The sequence below is a fragment of the Pedobacter sp. Bi27 genome (assembly GCF_918698255.1).
Classification (GTDB): domain Bacteria; phylum Bacteroidota; class Bacteroidia; order Sphingobacteriales; family Sphingobacteriaceae; genus Pedobacter.
Map to the genome: position 1 here is coordinate 327,048 of NZ_CAKKMW010000001.1, position 17,675 is coordinate 344,722.

General features: G+C 40.0%; 14 protein-coding genes and 2 tRNA genes. 6 read left to right on the forward strand and 10 right to left on the reverse strand.

What is annotated here, in order from left to right; all coding sequences use genetic code 11:
• Positions 1 to 40 precede the first annotated feature (40 nt).
• The 4 genes from LQ227_RS01110 to LQ227_RS01125 all read right to left on the reverse strand — a co-directional run bounded on the left by LQ227_RS01110 (position 41) and on the right by LQ227_RS01125 (position 8,300).
• On the reverse strand, positions 41 to 223 hold the full coding sequence (locus LQ227_RS01110; protein ID WP_230148560.1) for a histone H1: 183 nt from the start codon (positions 221 to 223) through the stop codon (positions 41 to 43).
• Between the two features lie 641 nt (positions 224 to 864).
• Entirely contained in the window at positions 865 to 3,303 is a 2,439-nt protein-coding gene (locus LQ227_RS01115; protein WP_230147873.1) for a sugar-binding domain-containing protein, read from the reverse strand.
• 376 nt (positions 3,304 to 3,679) lie between these two features.
• Positions 3,680 to 5,317, reverse strand: a complete 1,638-nt coding sequence (locus LQ227_RS01120; protein WP_230147875.1) for a RagB/SusD family nutrient uptake outer membrane protein — start codon at positions 5,315 to 5,317, stop codon at positions 3,680 to 3,682.
• Positions 5,318 to 5,336: 19 nt separating this feature from the next.
• Positions 5,337 to 8,300: a TonB-dependent receptor gene (locus LQ227_RS01125; RefSeq protein ID WP_230147877.1), complete on the reverse strand. Its 2,964-nt coding sequence runs from the start codon at positions 8,298 to 8,300 to the stop codon at positions 5,337 to 5,339.
• A gap of 539 nt (positions 8,301 to 8,839) precedes the next feature.
• On the opposite strand from LQ227_RS01125, the gene LQ227_RS01130 reads away from it, so the two are divergent.
• Entirely contained in the window at positions 8,840 to 9,964 is a 1,125-nt protein-coding gene (locus LQ227_RS01130) for a polysaccharide lyase family 1 protein (protein WP_230144079.1), read from the forward strand.
• A 286-nt stretch (positions 9,965 to 10,250) separates the two neighbouring features.
• Here the strand turns inward: LQ227_RS01130 and LQ227_RS01135 are convergent, their stop codons facing one another.
• Complete coding sequence (locus LQ227_RS01135) at positions 10,251 to 10,970, reverse strand: M15 family metallopeptidase (protein WP_230147879.1); 720 nt, start codon at positions 10,968 to 10,970, stop codon at positions 10,251 to 10,253.
• A 291-nt stretch (positions 10,971 to 11,261) separates the two neighbouring features.
• Between LQ227_RS01135 and LQ227_RS01140 the strand changes: the two genes are divergently transcribed.
• The 5 genes from LQ227_RS01140 to LQ227_RS01160 all read left to right on the forward strand — a co-directional run bounded on the left by LQ227_RS01140 (position 11,262) and on the right by LQ227_RS01160 (position 14,026).
• Positions 11,262 to 11,334 (forward strand) — tRNA-Gly (locus tag LQ227_RS01140).
• Positions 11,335 to 11,404: 70 nt separating this feature from the next.
• Positions 11,405 to 11,488, forward strand: a tRNA-Leu gene (locus LQ227_RS01145).
• Positions 11,489 to 12,053: 565 nt separating this feature from the next.
• On the forward strand, positions 12,054 to 12,770 hold the full coding sequence (locus tag LQ227_RS01150) for a TNT domain-containing protein (protein WP_230144077.1): 717 nt from the start codon (positions 12,054 to 12,056) through the stop codon (positions 12,768 to 12,770).
• A 10-nt stretch (positions 12,771 to 12,780) separates the two neighbouring features.
• On the forward strand, positions 12,781 to 13,197 hold the full coding sequence (locus LQ227_RS01155) for a hypothetical protein (protein WP_230144076.1): 417 nt from the start codon (positions 12,781 to 12,783) through the stop codon (positions 13,195 to 13,197).
• 352 nt (positions 13,198 to 13,549) lie between these two features.
• On the forward strand, positions 13,550 to 14,026 hold the full coding sequence (locus LQ227_RS01160; protein ID WP_230144075.1) for a DUF1569 domain-containing protein: 477 nt from the start codon (positions 13,550 to 13,552) through the stop codon (positions 14,024 to 14,026).
• A gap of 59 nt (positions 14,027 to 14,085) precedes the next feature.
• Here LQ227_RS01160 and LQ227_RS01165 read toward each other — a convergent pair whose 3' ends face one another.
• The 5 genes from LQ227_RS01165 to LQ227_RS01185 all read right to left on the reverse strand — a co-directional run bounded on the left by LQ227_RS01165 (position 14,086) and on the right by LQ227_RS01185 (position 17,617).
• Complete coding sequence (locus LQ227_RS01165) at positions 14,086 to 14,343, reverse strand: SemiSWEET family sugar transporter (protein WP_230144074.1); 258 nt, start codon at positions 14,341 to 14,343, stop codon at positions 14,086 to 14,088.
• Between the two features lie 69 nt (positions 14,344 to 14,412).
• Positions 14,413 to 14,661 carry a hypothetical protein gene (locus LQ227_RS01170; protein WP_230144073.1) on the reverse strand — a complete coding sequence of 83 codons (249 nt, stop codon included), beginning with the start codon at positions 14,659 to 14,661 and terminating at the stop codon, positions 14,413 to 14,415.
• Between the two features lie 558 nt (positions 14,662 to 15,219).
• Positions 15,220 to 16,107, reverse strand: coding sequence for an alpha/beta fold hydrolase (locus LQ227_RS01175; protein ID WP_230146585.1), 888 nt, complete (start codon positions 16,105 to 16,107; stop codon positions 15,220 to 15,222).
• Positions 16,108 to 16,276: 169 nt separating this feature from the next.
• On the reverse strand, positions 16,277 to 16,531 hold the full coding sequence (locus tag LQ227_RS01180; protein ID WP_230144070.1) for a hypothetical protein: 255 nt from the start codon (positions 16,529 to 16,531) through the stop codon (positions 16,277 to 16,279).
• A gap of 267 nt (positions 16,532 to 16,798) precedes the next feature.
• Positions 16,799 to 17,617 (reverse strand): alpha/beta hydrolase family protein, encoded by an 819-nt coding sequence (locus LQ227_RS01185; protein WP_230144069.1) that lies wholly within the window; start codon positions 17,615 to 17,617, stop codon positions 16,799 to 16,801.
• Positions 17,618 to 17,675: the final 58 nt, after the last annotated feature.

Below are 17,675 nucleotides of genomic sequence, written 5' to 3' on the forward strand. Positions count from 1 at the left end.
TAAATTGGCACATGGGCTTTTTCCAAAAACAGATAAACTGTTATTTTTCTTTTGTGTCTTTCAGTTCCATTACCTCGTTACGGCCTGCCTGCGCAAGATTTTTGATTTCCTGATAGGCTTTGCGCAGCCTAGTTCCTGCTGCACCGTTTCCCTTAAGATAAAACTTGTTGGCATCCGCTTCTGTAGCCTCTAAAAGTTCTTTGATTTTTTCAAATGCTAACAGTCGAACTTTTAAATAGCATAAATATCTAAATTATAGAGATTTAAAAATGCCTATAATTTAAAAAGTTAAATCCTTGATTGTACTTCGAACATCAGAAATTATCCTCTAAGTTTAAATTATTTTTTAAGATTTTTCTGGGAATCTTCAATTCCGAAATTCTCTTTAAGTCTTCGATAAAAAAGTTCGTTAATTGTCTTTTTACGAGCACCCAATTTTAATTGCGAGAAAGTGTTCTAAAAATCTCCCCAACCATGAGAGAGAAAGATTTTTAGAACACCAAAACTTTACTTTTTCTTAAAGTTTTAAACCTCATTTTGCAACTTTTTTTTCTCTAAAATCCTTTCTAATACCTCCAAGAAGCCAGAAAGGTGTTCTAAAAATTCAACATTCCCTGTACACACAAAAAAAATCGAACAAAAACCTTTCAGAAATGAAAGGTTTTTGTTTATAGTCATTTTTCTTTTAAGTCGAATTCTTTTGTTTACAGTTTATTTGCCACGTTCTGAGAAAATCGGGATGCTTTCAAAGGCGTAAGGGTGGTTCGATTCCCGCTCCGGGTACAAATGGAAACCTTAAACATTTTTGAAGAAGGTTGCTCTTTTTGAAGCAACCCTTTCTTTTTTAATTTCAATACGTTATAGCTAATAACGAAGTGTGTGCTGAATTGATTCTGGAGAGGAGCGGACTACAACCACAGCCTCAGCCAGGCCCCGAGCGCTTGCCTTCAACTTTATCGTTCCAGTGCTTTTGGTACTTTTGATGACCACCAGCGCCCGCCCTTTCCATGCCCTGCGTGAGTTGGAAACATAGAGATCTTCATCTTTCAGGTTCGCATTGTCTACTCCAATAATCTTCCCTGGACCCTCAATATCAAAATTTACCCTGTTTTCAGAATTTGGCTGCAACACACCGTTTTTATCGGTCAGTTCAACAGTTACAAATACCAGGTCTTGTCCATTTGCGCTGATTTCACTGCGATCTGCCCTGAGCTTTATCCTGGCTGTATTTGCTGAGGTTCTGAGTATGGCTTTTTCCACTTCTTTACTATCCTGAACACCAACAGCAAGCAATTCTCCAGCAGCATAGGGAACGGCAAAAACAGCCTTAAACTCTTGGGCTATGCCGGTTTCCTTTTCTCCTATCAGTTTTTTATTAAGGTATAAACGAACCCTGGGATATTTGGAATAAACCTCTACCTGAAGCTGTTTACCCTCATATCCCGGCCATGTCCAGCTTTCCCAGGTTGGCCATACCGACCATAATGTTTCTTTGATTTCTAACGGTTTGGGGGCTGGTTCACGGACGGCCATATAGAGTTTTTCGTTATCGTTATACAGCATGCTCCGGTAATGGGAAATGGGTTTTCGCCATCCGGTCAGGTCAATATCGCCGCAGTAAGCGCCATGCCATGGAAAAAAAGTATTCTCCCAGTGCTCACCAGGTGTCTCACCCGAATAATAATAACGGCCTATGCCCGATTCGCCAAGATAGTCGAGTGCAGTCCAAACGAAGTCTCCGATGATATAACTATTGTTATTTACAAGTTTCCAATTGGCAAAAGCATCTCTGGGATAAGATTCTGTTTGAACAATGATCCTGGAAGGTACTCTTTTATGATCTGCTATAGCCCTGTGCAACTGATAATTATAGCCAGCAACATCATGCTGAACCATTAATGGATCAAATATTTCCCAGTCCTTATCCCAGGTAGTCATTGCTGAAGTTACAGGACGGGTAGAATCAATTTCATGAACAGCGTTTACCAACATTTTTGCGGTTTGTACCGCCTGTGGTTCCTTCCTTTCTATGATCTCATTCCCTATGCTCCACATGATTATCGAGGGATGATTCCTGTCTCTTAGTACCATTGCATCTATGTCTTTTTTCCACCACTCGTCAAAATACATGGCATAGTCATATTTATTCTTGGCGGTCTTCCAACCATCAAATGCTTCATCGATAACCAGCATCCCTAAACGGTCGCATGCGTCCAAAAAGGCTTCAGAAGGGGGATTATGAGCAGTTCTTATGGCATTAAATCCTGCTGCTTTCAACAGTTCAACCCGCCTTTGCTCGGCCCGATCAAAGGCAGCGGCGCCTAAACAGCCGTTATCATGGTGCACACAGCCGCCATTGAGTTTTAGTGTCTGTCCATTCAGCTGAAAACCATTCTCTGTCGTAAATCTTAATGAACGGATTCCAAAATCTGTCCGGTTGCCATCAATCACCTTTTTATTGGAGATAATATTAATTTGAGCCCGGTATAGGTTAGGTTTTTTTGGCGACCATAAAAGTGGTTTTTCTACCTGTATATCCTGTATTACCTCCTTTTCGCTATGCGCGTCTAACCTGACCTGGGTTTGTATTGTACCTGACTTTTTCAGCCCTGGGTCAAGGAGATTGGTCTGAACCGTAACCATTTTAGGTAGCGCGGTTTCGTTCTTAACTCTTGTTTTAATCTTTACAGTGGCTTTTTTTTCAGCAACTTCAGGCGTAGAAATTGCTATCCCCCAATTGGGTATATGAACCTGCCCAGTTACCACCAGCCACACATGACGGTAGATGCCGGAGCCGCTATACCAACGGCTGTTTTTCTGTTTTGAATTATCTACCCTAACCGCAATCACATTTTGTTTTCCAAAATTAAGGTATGGACTAAGATCGTAAGTAAATGCCGAATACCCATAAGGATAAGTGCCTAATGATTTTCCATTGATAAAAACTTCAGAATTCATGTAAACTCCTTCAAAGTTTATGGAAATAAGCCTTCCCTTCCAATCAGACGGCACCATAAATTTCTTTCTATACCAGCCTGTTCCCGATGGAAAAAAACCTCCGTCTCCACCAGTTGGATTTTTCGGACTAATCTTCCCTTCAATGCTCCAATCGTGTGGCAGATCGAGAGTTCTCCAATGCTGATCATCAAATTCAAGACTGCTTCCGCCCTTAACATCTCCCAGATTAAATTTCCAATCATGATCAAAAAGCTGTTTACGCTGTACTACCCGTTGCGCAACTAAAGCCAAAGGCCCAACTGCTATGAATAATATTAAAAGGATCGAAGATTTGAAAAAAGACATGGCCTATATATTTGGTGTTATCAAATATAAAAAACAAACGTTAAAATAACGATTATTATTCAATCACAGCTCGGCTATATCACTGACGTAGGAAAAGAAGTAAGATTTTTCTTGGCAAAATACAATTTGCAAACAGATGAATTTCTTCAACAACCTGTCTATTGCTAGATTACCCGACACCCTTAAGCGATGTGCATTTTGTTCGCCGGTTAAAAGGAATCAAATGAGCTGGTTTGGCCAACAACACCCTTTCAATCTTTCCAATGAATGAACGATAAAGAAGAAAACAACAAAAAAATGCCGCTTGAAAGCGGCATTTTCTCAATATAGTTCCAAAACAGGTAAAAGTTTCCGGAACGGCTGTTCTGGAAAAAACTTACTGATAACCAGGATTCTGTTTAAATTCGTCCTTATTGGTTACCGCATCTACCTGTGTTCTTGGGATGGGGCGTACAAGATGGAAGTCCTGTATTCCCCCTGCAGCATTCGGATTATTTGCCTTAACCCTATCAATGAGTTTACCTGTTCGTTTGAGGTCGAACCAGCGTAGCTGTTCGCCTGCAAATTCTCTTGCCCGTTCATCAAGGATCAGGTCTAAGGTTACCTGGCTACCGGTAAGCTGCATTTCGGCAACTTTACCTGCCTTAGCTGCCCTGGTACGTACAACATTTAAATAGGTTGCAGCCTGATCGGGGTTTCCCAGATTGAATTCTGCTTCGGCGGCAATAAGATAAAGCTCAGAAAAGCGGATCACATAACTGTCCCGTGCACTTTGTGCCTCATTTGCGCTCGTTCTGGTAGGATCATCAAACTTATTGAGTGATACATAATGTAATTGGTCTTTTACTGTTCCGTTTGCATTATACACTGCATTCCGGTCATATACCTTATAAAGCTTGCCGATCGATGCATACACCTTTTTTGTTGCAAATACTGCGGTATCTCCTATGGCCATACCCGCTGGCCTCGAGGTACTATTTGCAAACCATACGGTTTTAAATGAACCTTCATAGCGCGCATCGTTATCTGAATAAAGATCCAGCAGAAACCTTGTAGGCATATACCTGTTAAACGGCCGCCCGTTGGCAATATCTCTGAACATACCTGGTTGGTCGTCGTATTTCATGGCGAAAAGCATATGACCATTATTGCTCCCCCTACTGTGCCCAAGCGGGTTTAATATCGGATCGGAAAGGTCGTTCAGGGAAAGATTTACCGCATAGTTTACCGCATATACCACTTCTTTATTCTTAAGGTTCGACATTTTCCACAGATCGGCATAATTAGGCAGCAAGGTAAAACCATACCCACCATTAATTACAGCAAGTGCCATGGCCTTTGCTTCAGTGTATTTTTTCTGGGTGAGGTACATCCTTGCCAAAAATGCCTGGGCCGCAGGTTTTGTAACCCTTCCATAATCGGTGGTTGTAACCGGAAGCCGTTCGACTGCAAAAAGTAGGTCTTCAATAATCTGTTTGTTAAAGGTTTCAACAGGTGTCTTATTTGCTGTGGTAATTACGCCCTGGGTTTCTGCAAGCGAAAAATGTACTCCGCCCCAGGTCTCTACAATATGCCAGTAATAAAATGCCCTTAAAAACCTGAGTTCCGCCTCTCTTATTGGACGTGCCGTAGCAGACAGGCCAGCGCCGAAAATCCTGTTGATCCCTGTATTGCAAAGGTTCACAGCAGCATAAAGCTGTTGCCATTCTGTGGTAATGGCGCCATTTGTTCCCTGAAGGTTAATGTACTGGGTAAGGTCAGTTGCCACATCTCCGGCACCGCTCATCCAAATGTCTGTTCCCATTTCTGAAAGACCAAACCCTTCTTCTTTCCCATACCACCAGCGTTGGTAGGAATAGGCCGCGTTTACCAATGTTTCAAATCCTTCAGGGGTGGTGAAAACGCTTTCGGCAGTCATTCCCGACGGGTTGTATTCTTTTAACGATTTCTGGCAGGATGCAGTCAATGTGATTACACTTAACAACAGCAGTCCTTTAAATATATATTGTTTCATTATGTTTTCCTTTAATTTTCTAAAAAGTTGCATTCAGTCCGAAGGTGTATAGTTTGGTCATCGGTGCATTTTCCGATCCCCCTCTTTCAGGGTCATACTCCTTTAAAAATGCTGAGCGGGTGTAGGTGAATGGGTTTCTTGCCGTAGCATATAAACGCAGGCTTTTAACAAAACTCTTCTGGATAACTTCTTTTGGAACGGTATAACCCAGGGTGATGTTACGCAGCCTTACATAAGACCCATCTACATAACCTAGGGATGAGGAATAAAGCGTTGAGGCCAGGGAAATATTTTTATTGGGACGTGGATAATCGTTGCTCGGGTTTTCTGGAGTCCAGTAGTTGATAACAGTTGTACTATTGCCAACGCCCTGCGGATCATACCTTCTTAAAAAATCCGGATAAATGGTCTGTCCAATTCTGGCAAAAATATAAACGTTAAGGTCCCATGATTTATAACTAAGGGTGTTTTCAAGCCCTCCGCTCCATTTTGGCCTGTTGGTACCAATAATCTTCCTATCATTGGTTGCATCTATTTTTCCGTCGTTATTGAGATCGGCCACATGTATATCGCCCGGCTTCTGTCCATATTTTGCAGCTTCTGTTTCCTCTCCGGTTTGCCAGATCCCGATTTTCTGATAATCGTAAAAGGCCTGTACAGGTGAGCCTACAAACCAGGAGTTGAGCACATCCGATTGTGCGCCGCCGGCAAGTTCCGTTATCTTTTCAACATTTCTGCTAAAGGTGAGGTTTGTAGACCATTTGAAATCCCTGCTCTCCATGTTTTTCGAAGAAATAAAAATTTCAATTCCCTTGTTCCTTGTTTTGGCAATATTCTGGGTTACTGAAGTCACCCCATCCGTTGGAGGCAAACTTCTGTTAAGAAGTAGGTCGTAAGTTTTAGAATCATAATAGTCGAAAGTTGCTGTAATCCTGTTTTTGAACAATCCAATCTCCAGACCGAAATCGCTTGTTTTAGTCTTTTCCCAGGTGAGATCAACATTTCCGATCCTTGGAGAATAGGTATAGGCCGGTACAGCTGTTTCATCGTAGCCGAAAGCTATCCTTGAAAGGCTGCTCTGGGTAGAATATGCGCCAATATTATCGCTTCCCGCAATACCGTAGCTGTATTTTACTTTCAGGTCGCTGATTACCTTACTATCCTTCAGGAACTGCTCATCACTGATTCTCCAGGCAACAGCAGCCGAAGGGAAGAATGCCCATTGATTGGCCTCTGCAAGTTTAGAAGAGCCGTCAGTACGTCCGGTGGCGGTTAATAGATATTTCCCTTTATAGGCATAATTAATTCTGCCGGCATAAGAGATCAGGTTGCTCATGTTATAGGCGGTAGTAACCGCCTGGTTCTGGGTATTGCCCAAGGCATAAAAAAGCTGCGATTTGAGCAATTGGTTCTCTCCCGATGCAGCGATATTGTCAGACCGGTTAAAAAGCATACTATTAATCCCGGTAAGGGTAAACGAGTGGTCTTTTATTTCTTTGTTATAGGTTACAAAATTTTCAATATTGATTAAATGGCTGTTCGAAGCCGAATATGTGGCCTTTGGTACCGAACCATTCCTGTCAATCGAATACCGGTCGGCAAACGTACCTGTTCTGTCGGTATTCAGGTTTGCACCCACATTCGACCTGATGACAAGCCCTTTTATTGGTTTTAGCTCCATATAAGCAGACAAGAGTGTACGGTTGATGATCGATTTTCCAGAATATACATCCGGCTGCTCATCTGCAAGGGGATTCACAGAAGTTCCTGCAAGCGGATAGACAATAAAATTGCCCTGCGCGTCGAAAGCATCACCCAAAGGCGATATTTTGTTGGCCTGGTTTAAGGGATCCCTTCGGTTATCTATCTCGTAATGGGTAAACTGTGCCTGCATTCCCGTTGTGAAATACTTTCCGATGTTCTGATCGAGGTTTAACCGCGCCGAGTAACGTGCCGATCTGTCGTTTTTAAGGAGTCCTTTTTCATTTAAATAATCGAGCGAAAAGTAGGCTTTGGTTTTTTCGGTTCCGGCCCTAACACCGAGCTGGTAATCCTGTTGGCTACCATCGTGGAGCAACAGATCCTGATAATTGGTAAACTGGTTATTCTGAACGGCTGCATACTCGGCCGAATTGAAGATCTTGATATCATCGGCAGGGCTGGCCCAGTTTCCTGTGGTACGATAGGCCTGGCGGCGCTGCTCAACAAATTGCTGGCCATCCATTACACCCGGATACCGTGCAACCTGCGAGATCCCGTAATAGGAATTAAGTGATACAACAGCCTGTCCGGAAATTCCTTTTTTAGTGGTTACCAGGATTACACCATTGGCGCCTCTCGATCCGTATATTGCAGTAGAGGAAGCATCCTTGAGTATTTCCATCGAAGCAATATCGTTCGCATTTAGATCCTGCAAACTTCCGTACTGCACACCATCAACAATAATAAGCGGACCGTTTCCTGCTGAAATGGAACGGGTACCCCTGATATTAATATTAACGCCAGATGAAGCTGAGCCACTGCTTCTGGTAATATCAACACCCGGTACTTTTCCCTGAATAGACTCAAGGGGATTTGCCGAAGGCACTTTAGCAATATCATCGCCCTTAACAGATACAACTGAGCCTGTTAGGTCACGTTTTTTTACCGTTCCATATCCAATAACAACAACATCGTTCAGGTTGGTTTCGTCTGCCGACATCTTGATACTAATTTGACGCTGTGTGCCCACAGTTACTTCGCGGTTCGCATAACCCACATAATTAAAAACGAGCACAGCAGCATTGTCTGGTACACTTATGCTAAATTTCCCATTGCCGTCTGAACTTGTGCCCTGGGTAGTGCCCTTAAGGAGTATACTCACCCCAATAAGGGTTTCACCGGTTTTGGCATCCGATACCTGGCCGGTAACGGTATGGTTCTGCGCTGCAGCTGTAAAAAAAAGCAGACAGCACATAGCCAACGATAGATACAATTTGATCATAATATTTGGTTAGGTTTTCAATAGGCACATCAAATCCTAAATTCGATGTACATGTTAATTATTAGTAGATGCAAACAGCACAAAGACCTGAAATCCAGCACTGAACAGCACATCCAACAATCTTACGGAGTTTTAACCAGAGCTTGTAGTAAATTGGATTATTTATTTGTGCAATCGTTTGCGGAGCTTAATAAAGCAGAAATCAGAAAGGAATTTAGGCTAAAAACGATACCTGAGAAATTTAAAAAACTGCAATAATATTATACAAGATATGCTATATAAATAATGGCCGAGAGTATAATTTTTTATGCTGCCGTTCAATGGAAATCAATCTTTTTTTGATGTATTAATGCTAAAAATCAATAGATACGGCATTACGCAATCGATAACGGGAACGATTGCACAAATATTTAGACACAAAAACACTGCTTAAACAGATACATCATGTAACTTAACTAATACAACAACCGAATATTAACCAATATGTACTTAAAAAACTTCTGTCCTGTTGTAAAAAATTCTAACCAAAAAAACCAAAAATGAGAAACAAAAATCTATGCCATTATTTAATGGCTATTAGCATCCCTATGCTGATGTTCAGCTGCGAAAAGTCGGCTCAACTGAGTGACGAAACGAGTAACACATCACTCTCAACCGACCAAACCATTCCGAACCCTGCAACAACCGAAGCTATATGTTATGCCAAGGCCTGGGCATCGCAAAACGGCGGCACTAACGGCGGTGGAGAAGTCAGCGCCACGGTGGTTACAAATTATGCCTCGTTAAAGTCGGCAATAGAAAATACAGCCATCAAGGTAATCCAGGTCAATGGCACAATAACAGTACCTTCTGGCGGAAGGATTTCCTTTCAGGACCAGACGGGAAAAACGCTCTTTGGGTCTACTGGTGCAAAGATCGTTTCAGCTGATCAGACCAAGGCCGGCTCAGGGATAATGTATGTAAAAAGATGCAAAAACATCATTATCCGGAACCTGATTTTTGAAGGTCCTGGCGCTTACGATGTTGATGGATGGGATAATGTTACCTTAGATGCTTCCACCAATGTTTGGGTAGACCACTGTGAATTCAGGGACGGCGTTGACGGAAACTTTGACATCAAGGCAGCTTCCGATTTCATTACAGTTTCCTACTGTAAATTCACCTATCTGAAAGCACCAAGAGCCGGTGGCCCAGGAGGATCAGACGACCATCGTTTTTCTAACCTGATTGGCTCAGGGGATGATGTTACTTCGGACAGGGGGCACTTCCGGATTACTTTTGTACGCTGCTGGTGGGCCCAGGGCTGTGTTGCCAGAATGCCAAGGGTAAGGTTTGGCAAGGTGCATCTGGTGAACAACTACTTTAACAGCACGGCAAGTAAAAATTGCATTCAGGCCGGTTTCGAATCAAATCTGTTGATCGAGTCAAATGTATTTGAAAATGTTAAGATCCCGATCGATCTGATGAACAATAGCGCCACGGCAGTACAGGAGAAAAACAGTATTTTCACTTCTATTACCGGAAATAAAGTTGGTAATGGTGTAACGGCTTTCATACCGCCTTACAGCCTTACTGTGCTCAATGCTTCAACAGTAAAAGCAAATGTTACAGCTTCCAATGGGGCAGGTGCTACACTTTCGGGTAATACCTGTACATCTCTATAGTCCAGACATCATTTAAGTAAAAGCAGGGACTTGACAGTAGCATATACAACCGGTTAATTTAAGTTGATTAATATCCAAAACAAAACCAAGGCTGGATCTTTCATGCTTCCAACCTTGGTTTTATTCATCTCCTCTAATGATAACCAAGGCAGAATCACTGGCAAGACCATTTGACGATTATTACATTAATTAAGAATTTTAGAATAAAAGCATGGTAAAAGTTGATTTGGAAATAATTTCCAGCATACAGATTAGCGGTTTAATTTATTTAATGTTCTGCGTTTGATCACTTAACCAGATATTTATTATTAACATATCCTTTAATGCCTTCAAAAACCACATTACTCCATTCACCTTCTCTCGAAATTTCGCTAAGATAATCGCCTTTTAAAATAACTTTTTTCTTTCTCGAAGTAATAGATGGTCCTGTTCTAAGGTTTAAAGCTGTCTTTGCCCTGTAGAGGTTGGCTACGTTTAGGGCAGCTCTTTTTAAATTGACATAGCCATTTTTTTGATCGCCAATATTCCATTTGGCCTGCAATTGTTGCCAGGTATAACCAAAATCGAATTGAAAATGTGGTGGATCTTTAAAACTCTTCCAATCGCCTCCCCACTCCCAACCGTTGGCCTTAAAAACGGCAACCACTTCTGTCCAATCGGCAATATCATCTTCGTCGAAATCTTTAGCCGTATTCCATGAAGTTTCTTCGCCATCTATAATCAGGGCAAAATCCATCGCTAAACCATAATTATGTATCGATTGACCTGCCTTCGCATTAGTCACAATATTTCCCATCGGCTTACTTTTCGATTTGCCATCAGGGTTCACCACCGTCCGGCCCAATTTATATAAAGCATCCTGCTCCTCAAACGTGCGCAAAGTAGCAGTTATTCTGGCTTGTGCCCTACCCGTTAACTTTAATTCGGCTTTAGAAAAAGTCTCTGTTGCTAAAGCCCTTAAATCAGGGTGTAATAATTGAATCCTGGTTTGGCTTAATTTATCCATATGGTTATCAATTAAAGTTTATAAACCTTTTTATTTTGGCATAAGCAACGATTACAAACGCTATCAGAATAGATAATCTATTAGGTAACAAACATAAACTTGAAAAGTTCTACATCCCTAAGGCCTACATTAATTCTAAAAAAAAACTTATAAACCCTAATTTCAGAATTTATCCCGCTGATTTTTAAGCATTAAGAATTTCATCCGAAAAATTTATTTTATTTTTTTGCTTTAAAAACTTTAATTCCTATATTTGCAACCCCAAAGGAATACAACACTATGTATTAATTTGCGAAAGTAGCTCAGTTGGTAGAGCACGACCTTGCCAAGGTCGGGGTCGCGAGTTCGAATCTCGTCTTTCGCTCTAAATGCCTTCCTACCAGAAGGCATTTATTTTAAAGTTAACCTACCGAAGGATTTCGGAACAGGCTAATGCTCGGGTGGTGGAACTGGTAGACACGCAGGACTTAAAATCCTGTGCTTTCAAAGGCGTGCGGGTTCGATTCCCGCCCCGAGTACTCAAAAAATCGAACGAAAACCTTTCAGAAATGAAAGGTTTTTTTGTTTCTAGTCATTTTTCTTTTAAGTTGAATTCTTTTGTTTACAGTTTATATTCTACGTTCTGAGAAAATCGGAAAATATCAAACCAAATAACTCTCTTTTCAATACATCAAAAGCTTCGTAAAATGAACTAAGTTGTGAAAGCATCCCCATTGCCTGCGAGAGCATTTTATCTATGCTCGAAAGGTTCGAGTTTTGCAGCCTCGCCTCGGTTAGCTTTATTTCGAGACGCTTAACCTTACCTTCACATTCTTTCTTGATTTCTTGTAATCGTCTGATTCCAATTTATCATCAAAAAGCAAGTCTCGTGCTTTTGCAAGTTTTCTATTAGGTGGCTATTTCCTCATTGATCTCTTTACGTTCAATATGGGTCTTACCTTTATATTTGTAGTTAATATTTTATAGAATTGTATTTTTTATCATTAAAAAATATTAGATTAGCCATGCAGTTTAATGTCTAATTTCACTGTCATATATCGACCTATTTTAAAATCATCACTTTACTAAACTAAATTAACAGCTATGAAAAATTTATTAAAGTACTTACTACTTTTAAACATTGCATTATTCTCTGTGGCTTGTCGCTCAGATAAGGATGGTCTTTTAGATGAACCACCAATTACGGCACCTACTGAATTCTACAAAAACGCAAACCAACTGGCTGCGACCTATGATCCTTCAAACACTGTAAGCCAGACGCTGAGGGATCAGGTTTACGATTTATACAAGAAACAAAAGTGGGGCGAACTGGAAACACTATTTTTAAACAACAATTTAAACGGAAAATGGCCACCTGCAAACGGGGGTTTCAATACAGTAGATGATACGCCAATCACGATGGGACAAAAATACGATAGATACAGTGGTGCGATTGGAACCTACAGCGGAACAGGGGCTCCGACCTTGGGAGGAAGCTTTACAAGTCCAATCATCAATGGATCCGTGTATTCCTTCGGGCAAAGAGCCTTGAATCAACCGGAAAATACTTATGATTTTTATTATGAAATCGAAGTTTTAAATAATTCGTTAAATTTCAAAGGCCAAACAGCAGATATTATTCCTTGGTTTAATCAGATGGGCTATGGTAAGCAGACCATGTGGAAAATCCCGATCGATCCAGCGACTGGCTACCAAAAAACCTGGAATAAATTGGCCCAAGAAGGGTATATTAGAGTAACAATCAAGAAAAACCCGAGTGGAAAATACCCGGGAGCTGTGGGCGTAGTTATTGCACAATAAAATCATTTAGATGTATTCCATTTCAAAAAAAATATTAATTGAAAAACAGGTTTCTGTAGCCAAAAACACGTTCAGTAATGCAGAGATCGGTAACTCAGCAGAAGTAAAATTCAAATGCTGTAACTGTGGACATGAAAATACCGTTAAAATAACACCTTATGAATCAGGCTTTCCGATTTTTCAATTGTACAATAACGAAGAAGTTTTAGCAAAAAATGAATTGTTAAAAAATAAAATTGTCTCCGAAACCTCCATAAATTTACTTCACTTTGGAGAATTGACCGTAAATGATTTACCAACATTGTACTTTGGGACAGATTGTCCTTCTTGTCATTCAAAATATATTTGTGTTTTCAGCTATGGTGAAAAACAACCTGGACTGACTCTGCTTACCATTTCCGGCGTATGGGAATATAACGAAATTTAAGCTTGGATATCCCAAAAATTGCGATTTGTTTTCCGACAAAGTGATTAGCAGGTTTATTTTAAAAATTTTGGAAAACTATTTGTTGAAAAATATAGCTTATACTTGCGGGTACACAAAAAAATCGGAAGAAAACCTTTCAGAAATGAAAGGTTTTTTGTTTAAATTTATTTATCCTCATCGCTCAAATGAGGAATCCGGGAAAAGGAGATCAAAAATTTGTTTCAATATATTATTGATAATGTATAATTGGCAAATATCGCCTTATAATTGTCTTGTTTCGCCCCACGCTGCGCCTAAGTTATAGCATATATTTGCACAGCAGCTTACCTGTAAAACCTGCACCCCATGTAAAATGAACCCGCTAACCGAACTCATAGCACCAAAGAACCGTAAATATTTAGAAAGCCTGCTGCTAAAACTTCAGGCAAACACTTCTGCGGTTTGGGGAAAAATGACCGCACAGCAAATGGTTGAACACTTGATAAGCCAGGTTGAATATACCAATGGTAAAAAGAAACCTTTCTGTGAAGTTTCAGAAGAAGAAGCAAATAATGCCCGGCAAATCAATATCTACACCGCTGTAGAAATACCAAGGAATGTAGTATTCGGAACACCTCAGCAAAAGTTACTGTATCCAGATCTGCTTAGTGCCACTAAACAATTAATGACGGAACTTCGTGATTTTGACCGGTATTTCGCTGAACCAGGGAAAACCGAAATACATGGCGCATTTGGACCAATGACCTATAAAGAATGGCTGATATGGCATAGCAAACATTTTTATCACCATTTGCAGCAATTCGGATTAATAACAGCATCTGCCATTTAAGATTTACCCAGCTTCTTGTATATGCCCAAAGCTACATAATTGCCTCCCATTAGCAATTACTAGCTTCTGAAGCGGTATTTGAGCACCACCATTGTAATATTCAATCCAAGCGCCAAAAAGTTCGTTGAGATAATTGCAATGTCTGACTTGTCGAAACCATAGTACACCCAAAGCGCATTACCGGTCATCATTACAATAAACATAAATACCGATACCTCCCCCGCCTTTTTCTTTTTAAGTGTTTTTATAATTTGTGGAACGATCGAAGATGAGGTAAAAATACCCGCTACAATACCAATGATATCAATTAGATCCATGTATCATATTAAATTTAAAATCAAAAATGCGCCGATACGCTTAATATAAAAATCAACAATAATTTGCCATTACGAAGCCTTTCCTTTATGTTCCCAGTGGTCCTTAATCTTTTTACCATCCTCAATTTTTAGGCGCCGGGCATATCTTTCTCCGGCAATTCTGCCATTTTCGGTTTTCCTTCCAATAAACAACAGGATTGGCCTACCTCCATCATCGGTTCTAAAGGCCAGATCATATCGACCAAATCTTACCTCAATCATTGAAGAAGGCTCATACTGCTTCCCGAGGACATTCAGTATCGGATCTTTTAATTTCATAGTTTTAATGAAAGAATGCTAATTCCATACCGTACTACTAACACGCGAACGGCAAGAGACGTTTAGGCATCGCCTGCCGTTTACTTTCAAGTATTATGGCTGAGGGTCCTGCTGATCATGTCCCTGGGTTTTTACTATTTTATTGTAAATACCCAGTAGCAGGAATGGTGCAGCCCATTGCCCTACAAATAAAGCATTGTGACGATGTCCGAGACATTTCAATGTCAATGATATACCCATGGAGGCAAGTGAGGCCCATAAAAAGGTATCGGATGGTAGTTTTGATGTTTGTTCCTCTATTATGCGGGCTACTTTTCCCTCGTTGTGTGATTCATTTTGCAATTCCATAATTATAAATAAAGTGATTAGAGTTATGCTACTTAGATACCTTTTTTATAGATTTCTATTATTACGACAAGCGGATATCCCTAAAAGTTCAATATTTTTTCAAAACAGGTATTTTGCACCGCCGACAGGTAATTATCGGCGAAATTCAATCCGATAGCTCACCTATTTTACAACCCATGCTGAGGAAAGCACAATGAATCAACATCATTTTTATTTTATTGTATTTGACTTAAGTAGATCATTAATAAAATTCCTTATTAACATCAATACCTCATCAAAATGAGTATCAAGCACATCGTGTCCGCCATCTAAAATATGGATTTGCGCATCCGGCAAGTCTCGCTTGTAACATGAAACTTCCTTTACTGAAAAAAATATTTCATACTTTCCCCATATAACGAGCGCTGGTGGTTGGTGATTGCGAAAATACTCCTGGTAAATAGGGAACATTTCAAAGTGGGTTTTGAAATCACAGTTTAATTCAAACTGCCTTTCGATGTTCCCTGGCCTTTTCAGAAATGCCCAGTCGAGCATCCACAATTCCGGGCTGACTTTAGATAATACATCTTCTGGAAGCCCACCGAAGTATTGATTTATTATACCTTCCTTACTCAAGAATTTAATAAGTTTTTTCTTTTTTACAGGTGTTGGATTGTACCAATAGTCGATATACTCGTCCCATTCAGGCCCCATACCCTCACGATATGCATTGCCGCTCTGAACAATTATACCAGAGATTTTTTCTGGATGGTTTATACATAGTTGAAGTCCGATTGGTGCACCATAATCATGGAGATAAATAAAGAACTTATGTAGATTTATGGCTATTGTGAATTTGTTTATCAAAGCTGATATGTTGCCAAATGTATATTCGAAATTATCCGGCACAGGAAATTCACTGAAACCAAAACCGGGATAATCTGGTGCAACAAGGTGATACCGATCAGACATGGCAATCATCAGATTCTTGAAAGCTATTGATGAGGTTGGGAATCCATGCAAAAGCAGTAAAGATGGATTCTTCTTGTCTCCTGCCTCGCGGTAGAATAGATCAATTCCATCCACTTTGATGGTTCTATTGTAAATTTGCCTCGACATCGTTTTTAAGTTGGCATAAAACCTTACAGATTCAATCCGCTGATTGCTTAAAAACAATTTTTATATGGCAATTGTTCTGAGCTATTTTTACGGGCTTTATGCAAAATAATCCCAAAACAAAAAAGGCTTTCTTTGCCATAAAGAAAGCCTTTGCCAGAAGAATATCTGCTTAACTTAAGATAATCTGGTAATTTACGTTTACTCTTTTCGGATAATTGCTTTCCTCGCTGTTTAAGGAAACAAATGCCGCATTGCCATGAACTTCATTTTTCAATGCATGTTCATAATGCGATTGGATAGCTTCTTGATAATCGTGCTGAAGGTTTTTCGTTGTTTCGACTAAAAGATTTCTATCATTCAGGTTTTCTGGCAACAATGTAATATCGCAGTTTCCGTCACTGATTTCTTTGACTAAGTATTTCATTTTTGGTTTTAAATCTTCGTTTCCTGTTTTATAAATAAGATTTCGAGAACGGTCAAAAATATGGTAAGTCTTTAGTTTGTATGTAATCTAAAAGTTAATTTTTTACTTAAAATGATGTATTAATTTTAATGCGGGCTACATTACTATCGCTACATCATTTTAATTTCGTTGGGACTGGCATGACTATTAGTCTGCTTATTATTTTTCTCGGTTGGATTACAGGCACACTCAAACTGAAGTTGTACACGGCTTGCTGCCTAAACTATATTAAGGTTTTAAGTTAAAATAATTGCTTAAGAAAACGCTTTGAAATTTAATCGCATTGGCCCAATAATCCCAGTTGTGTACACCGGGTCTGGTGGTAAAATCATGAGGAATATTGTTATACAGGAGTTCATCATGCAAACGTACATTCATTTTATAGAAAAAATCTTCAGTACCACATTCAATGGCAATAGCAAGTGATCCTGGCTTAATGCGATAAATCATATCAATCACACTGTTCTCTTTCCAATGTTCTGGAAATTCATCCTGTGTTCCCAATCTTTTCGAGATATTCCACCCATTTGGAAAAGGTTTAATATCTACACCCCCACTCATACTGCCCACGGCACCATAAACATCCTGATGTTTAATGGCCAGGTATAGTGCGCCATGGCCCCCCATGCTCAAACCGGTAATGGCCCTACCCTTTTTTTCGGCTATGGTTTTATAATGTTCATCAATATAACTTACCAGCTCTTTAGCCACGTAGGTTTCATATTTCCATGCAGGATCTACCGGACTATCGAAATACCAACTGGTTACATTACCATCAGGGCACACAATAATAAACTGGTACTGATCGGCCAGATTTTTAATTCCCGGCACTTTTTTGGCCCATTCGGCATAGTTACCACCAGCACCATGGAGCAGGTAAACCACCGGAAAAGTTTTTCCAGTTTTATAGCTATCAGGCTTAATTACCACTGCTTTAATATTTTTGTTCATCGATTTGCTAAAGGTTAACGCAGTATCTACTTCCGCAGCACTTAAAACATGGCTAAACAAAAACAAACAGATGGCGATTAAAAAGCTATTTTTCATGGGGAGTTTTTAATTATTATTATAATATGATGCTAAATTTATAAAATAACCGGATATT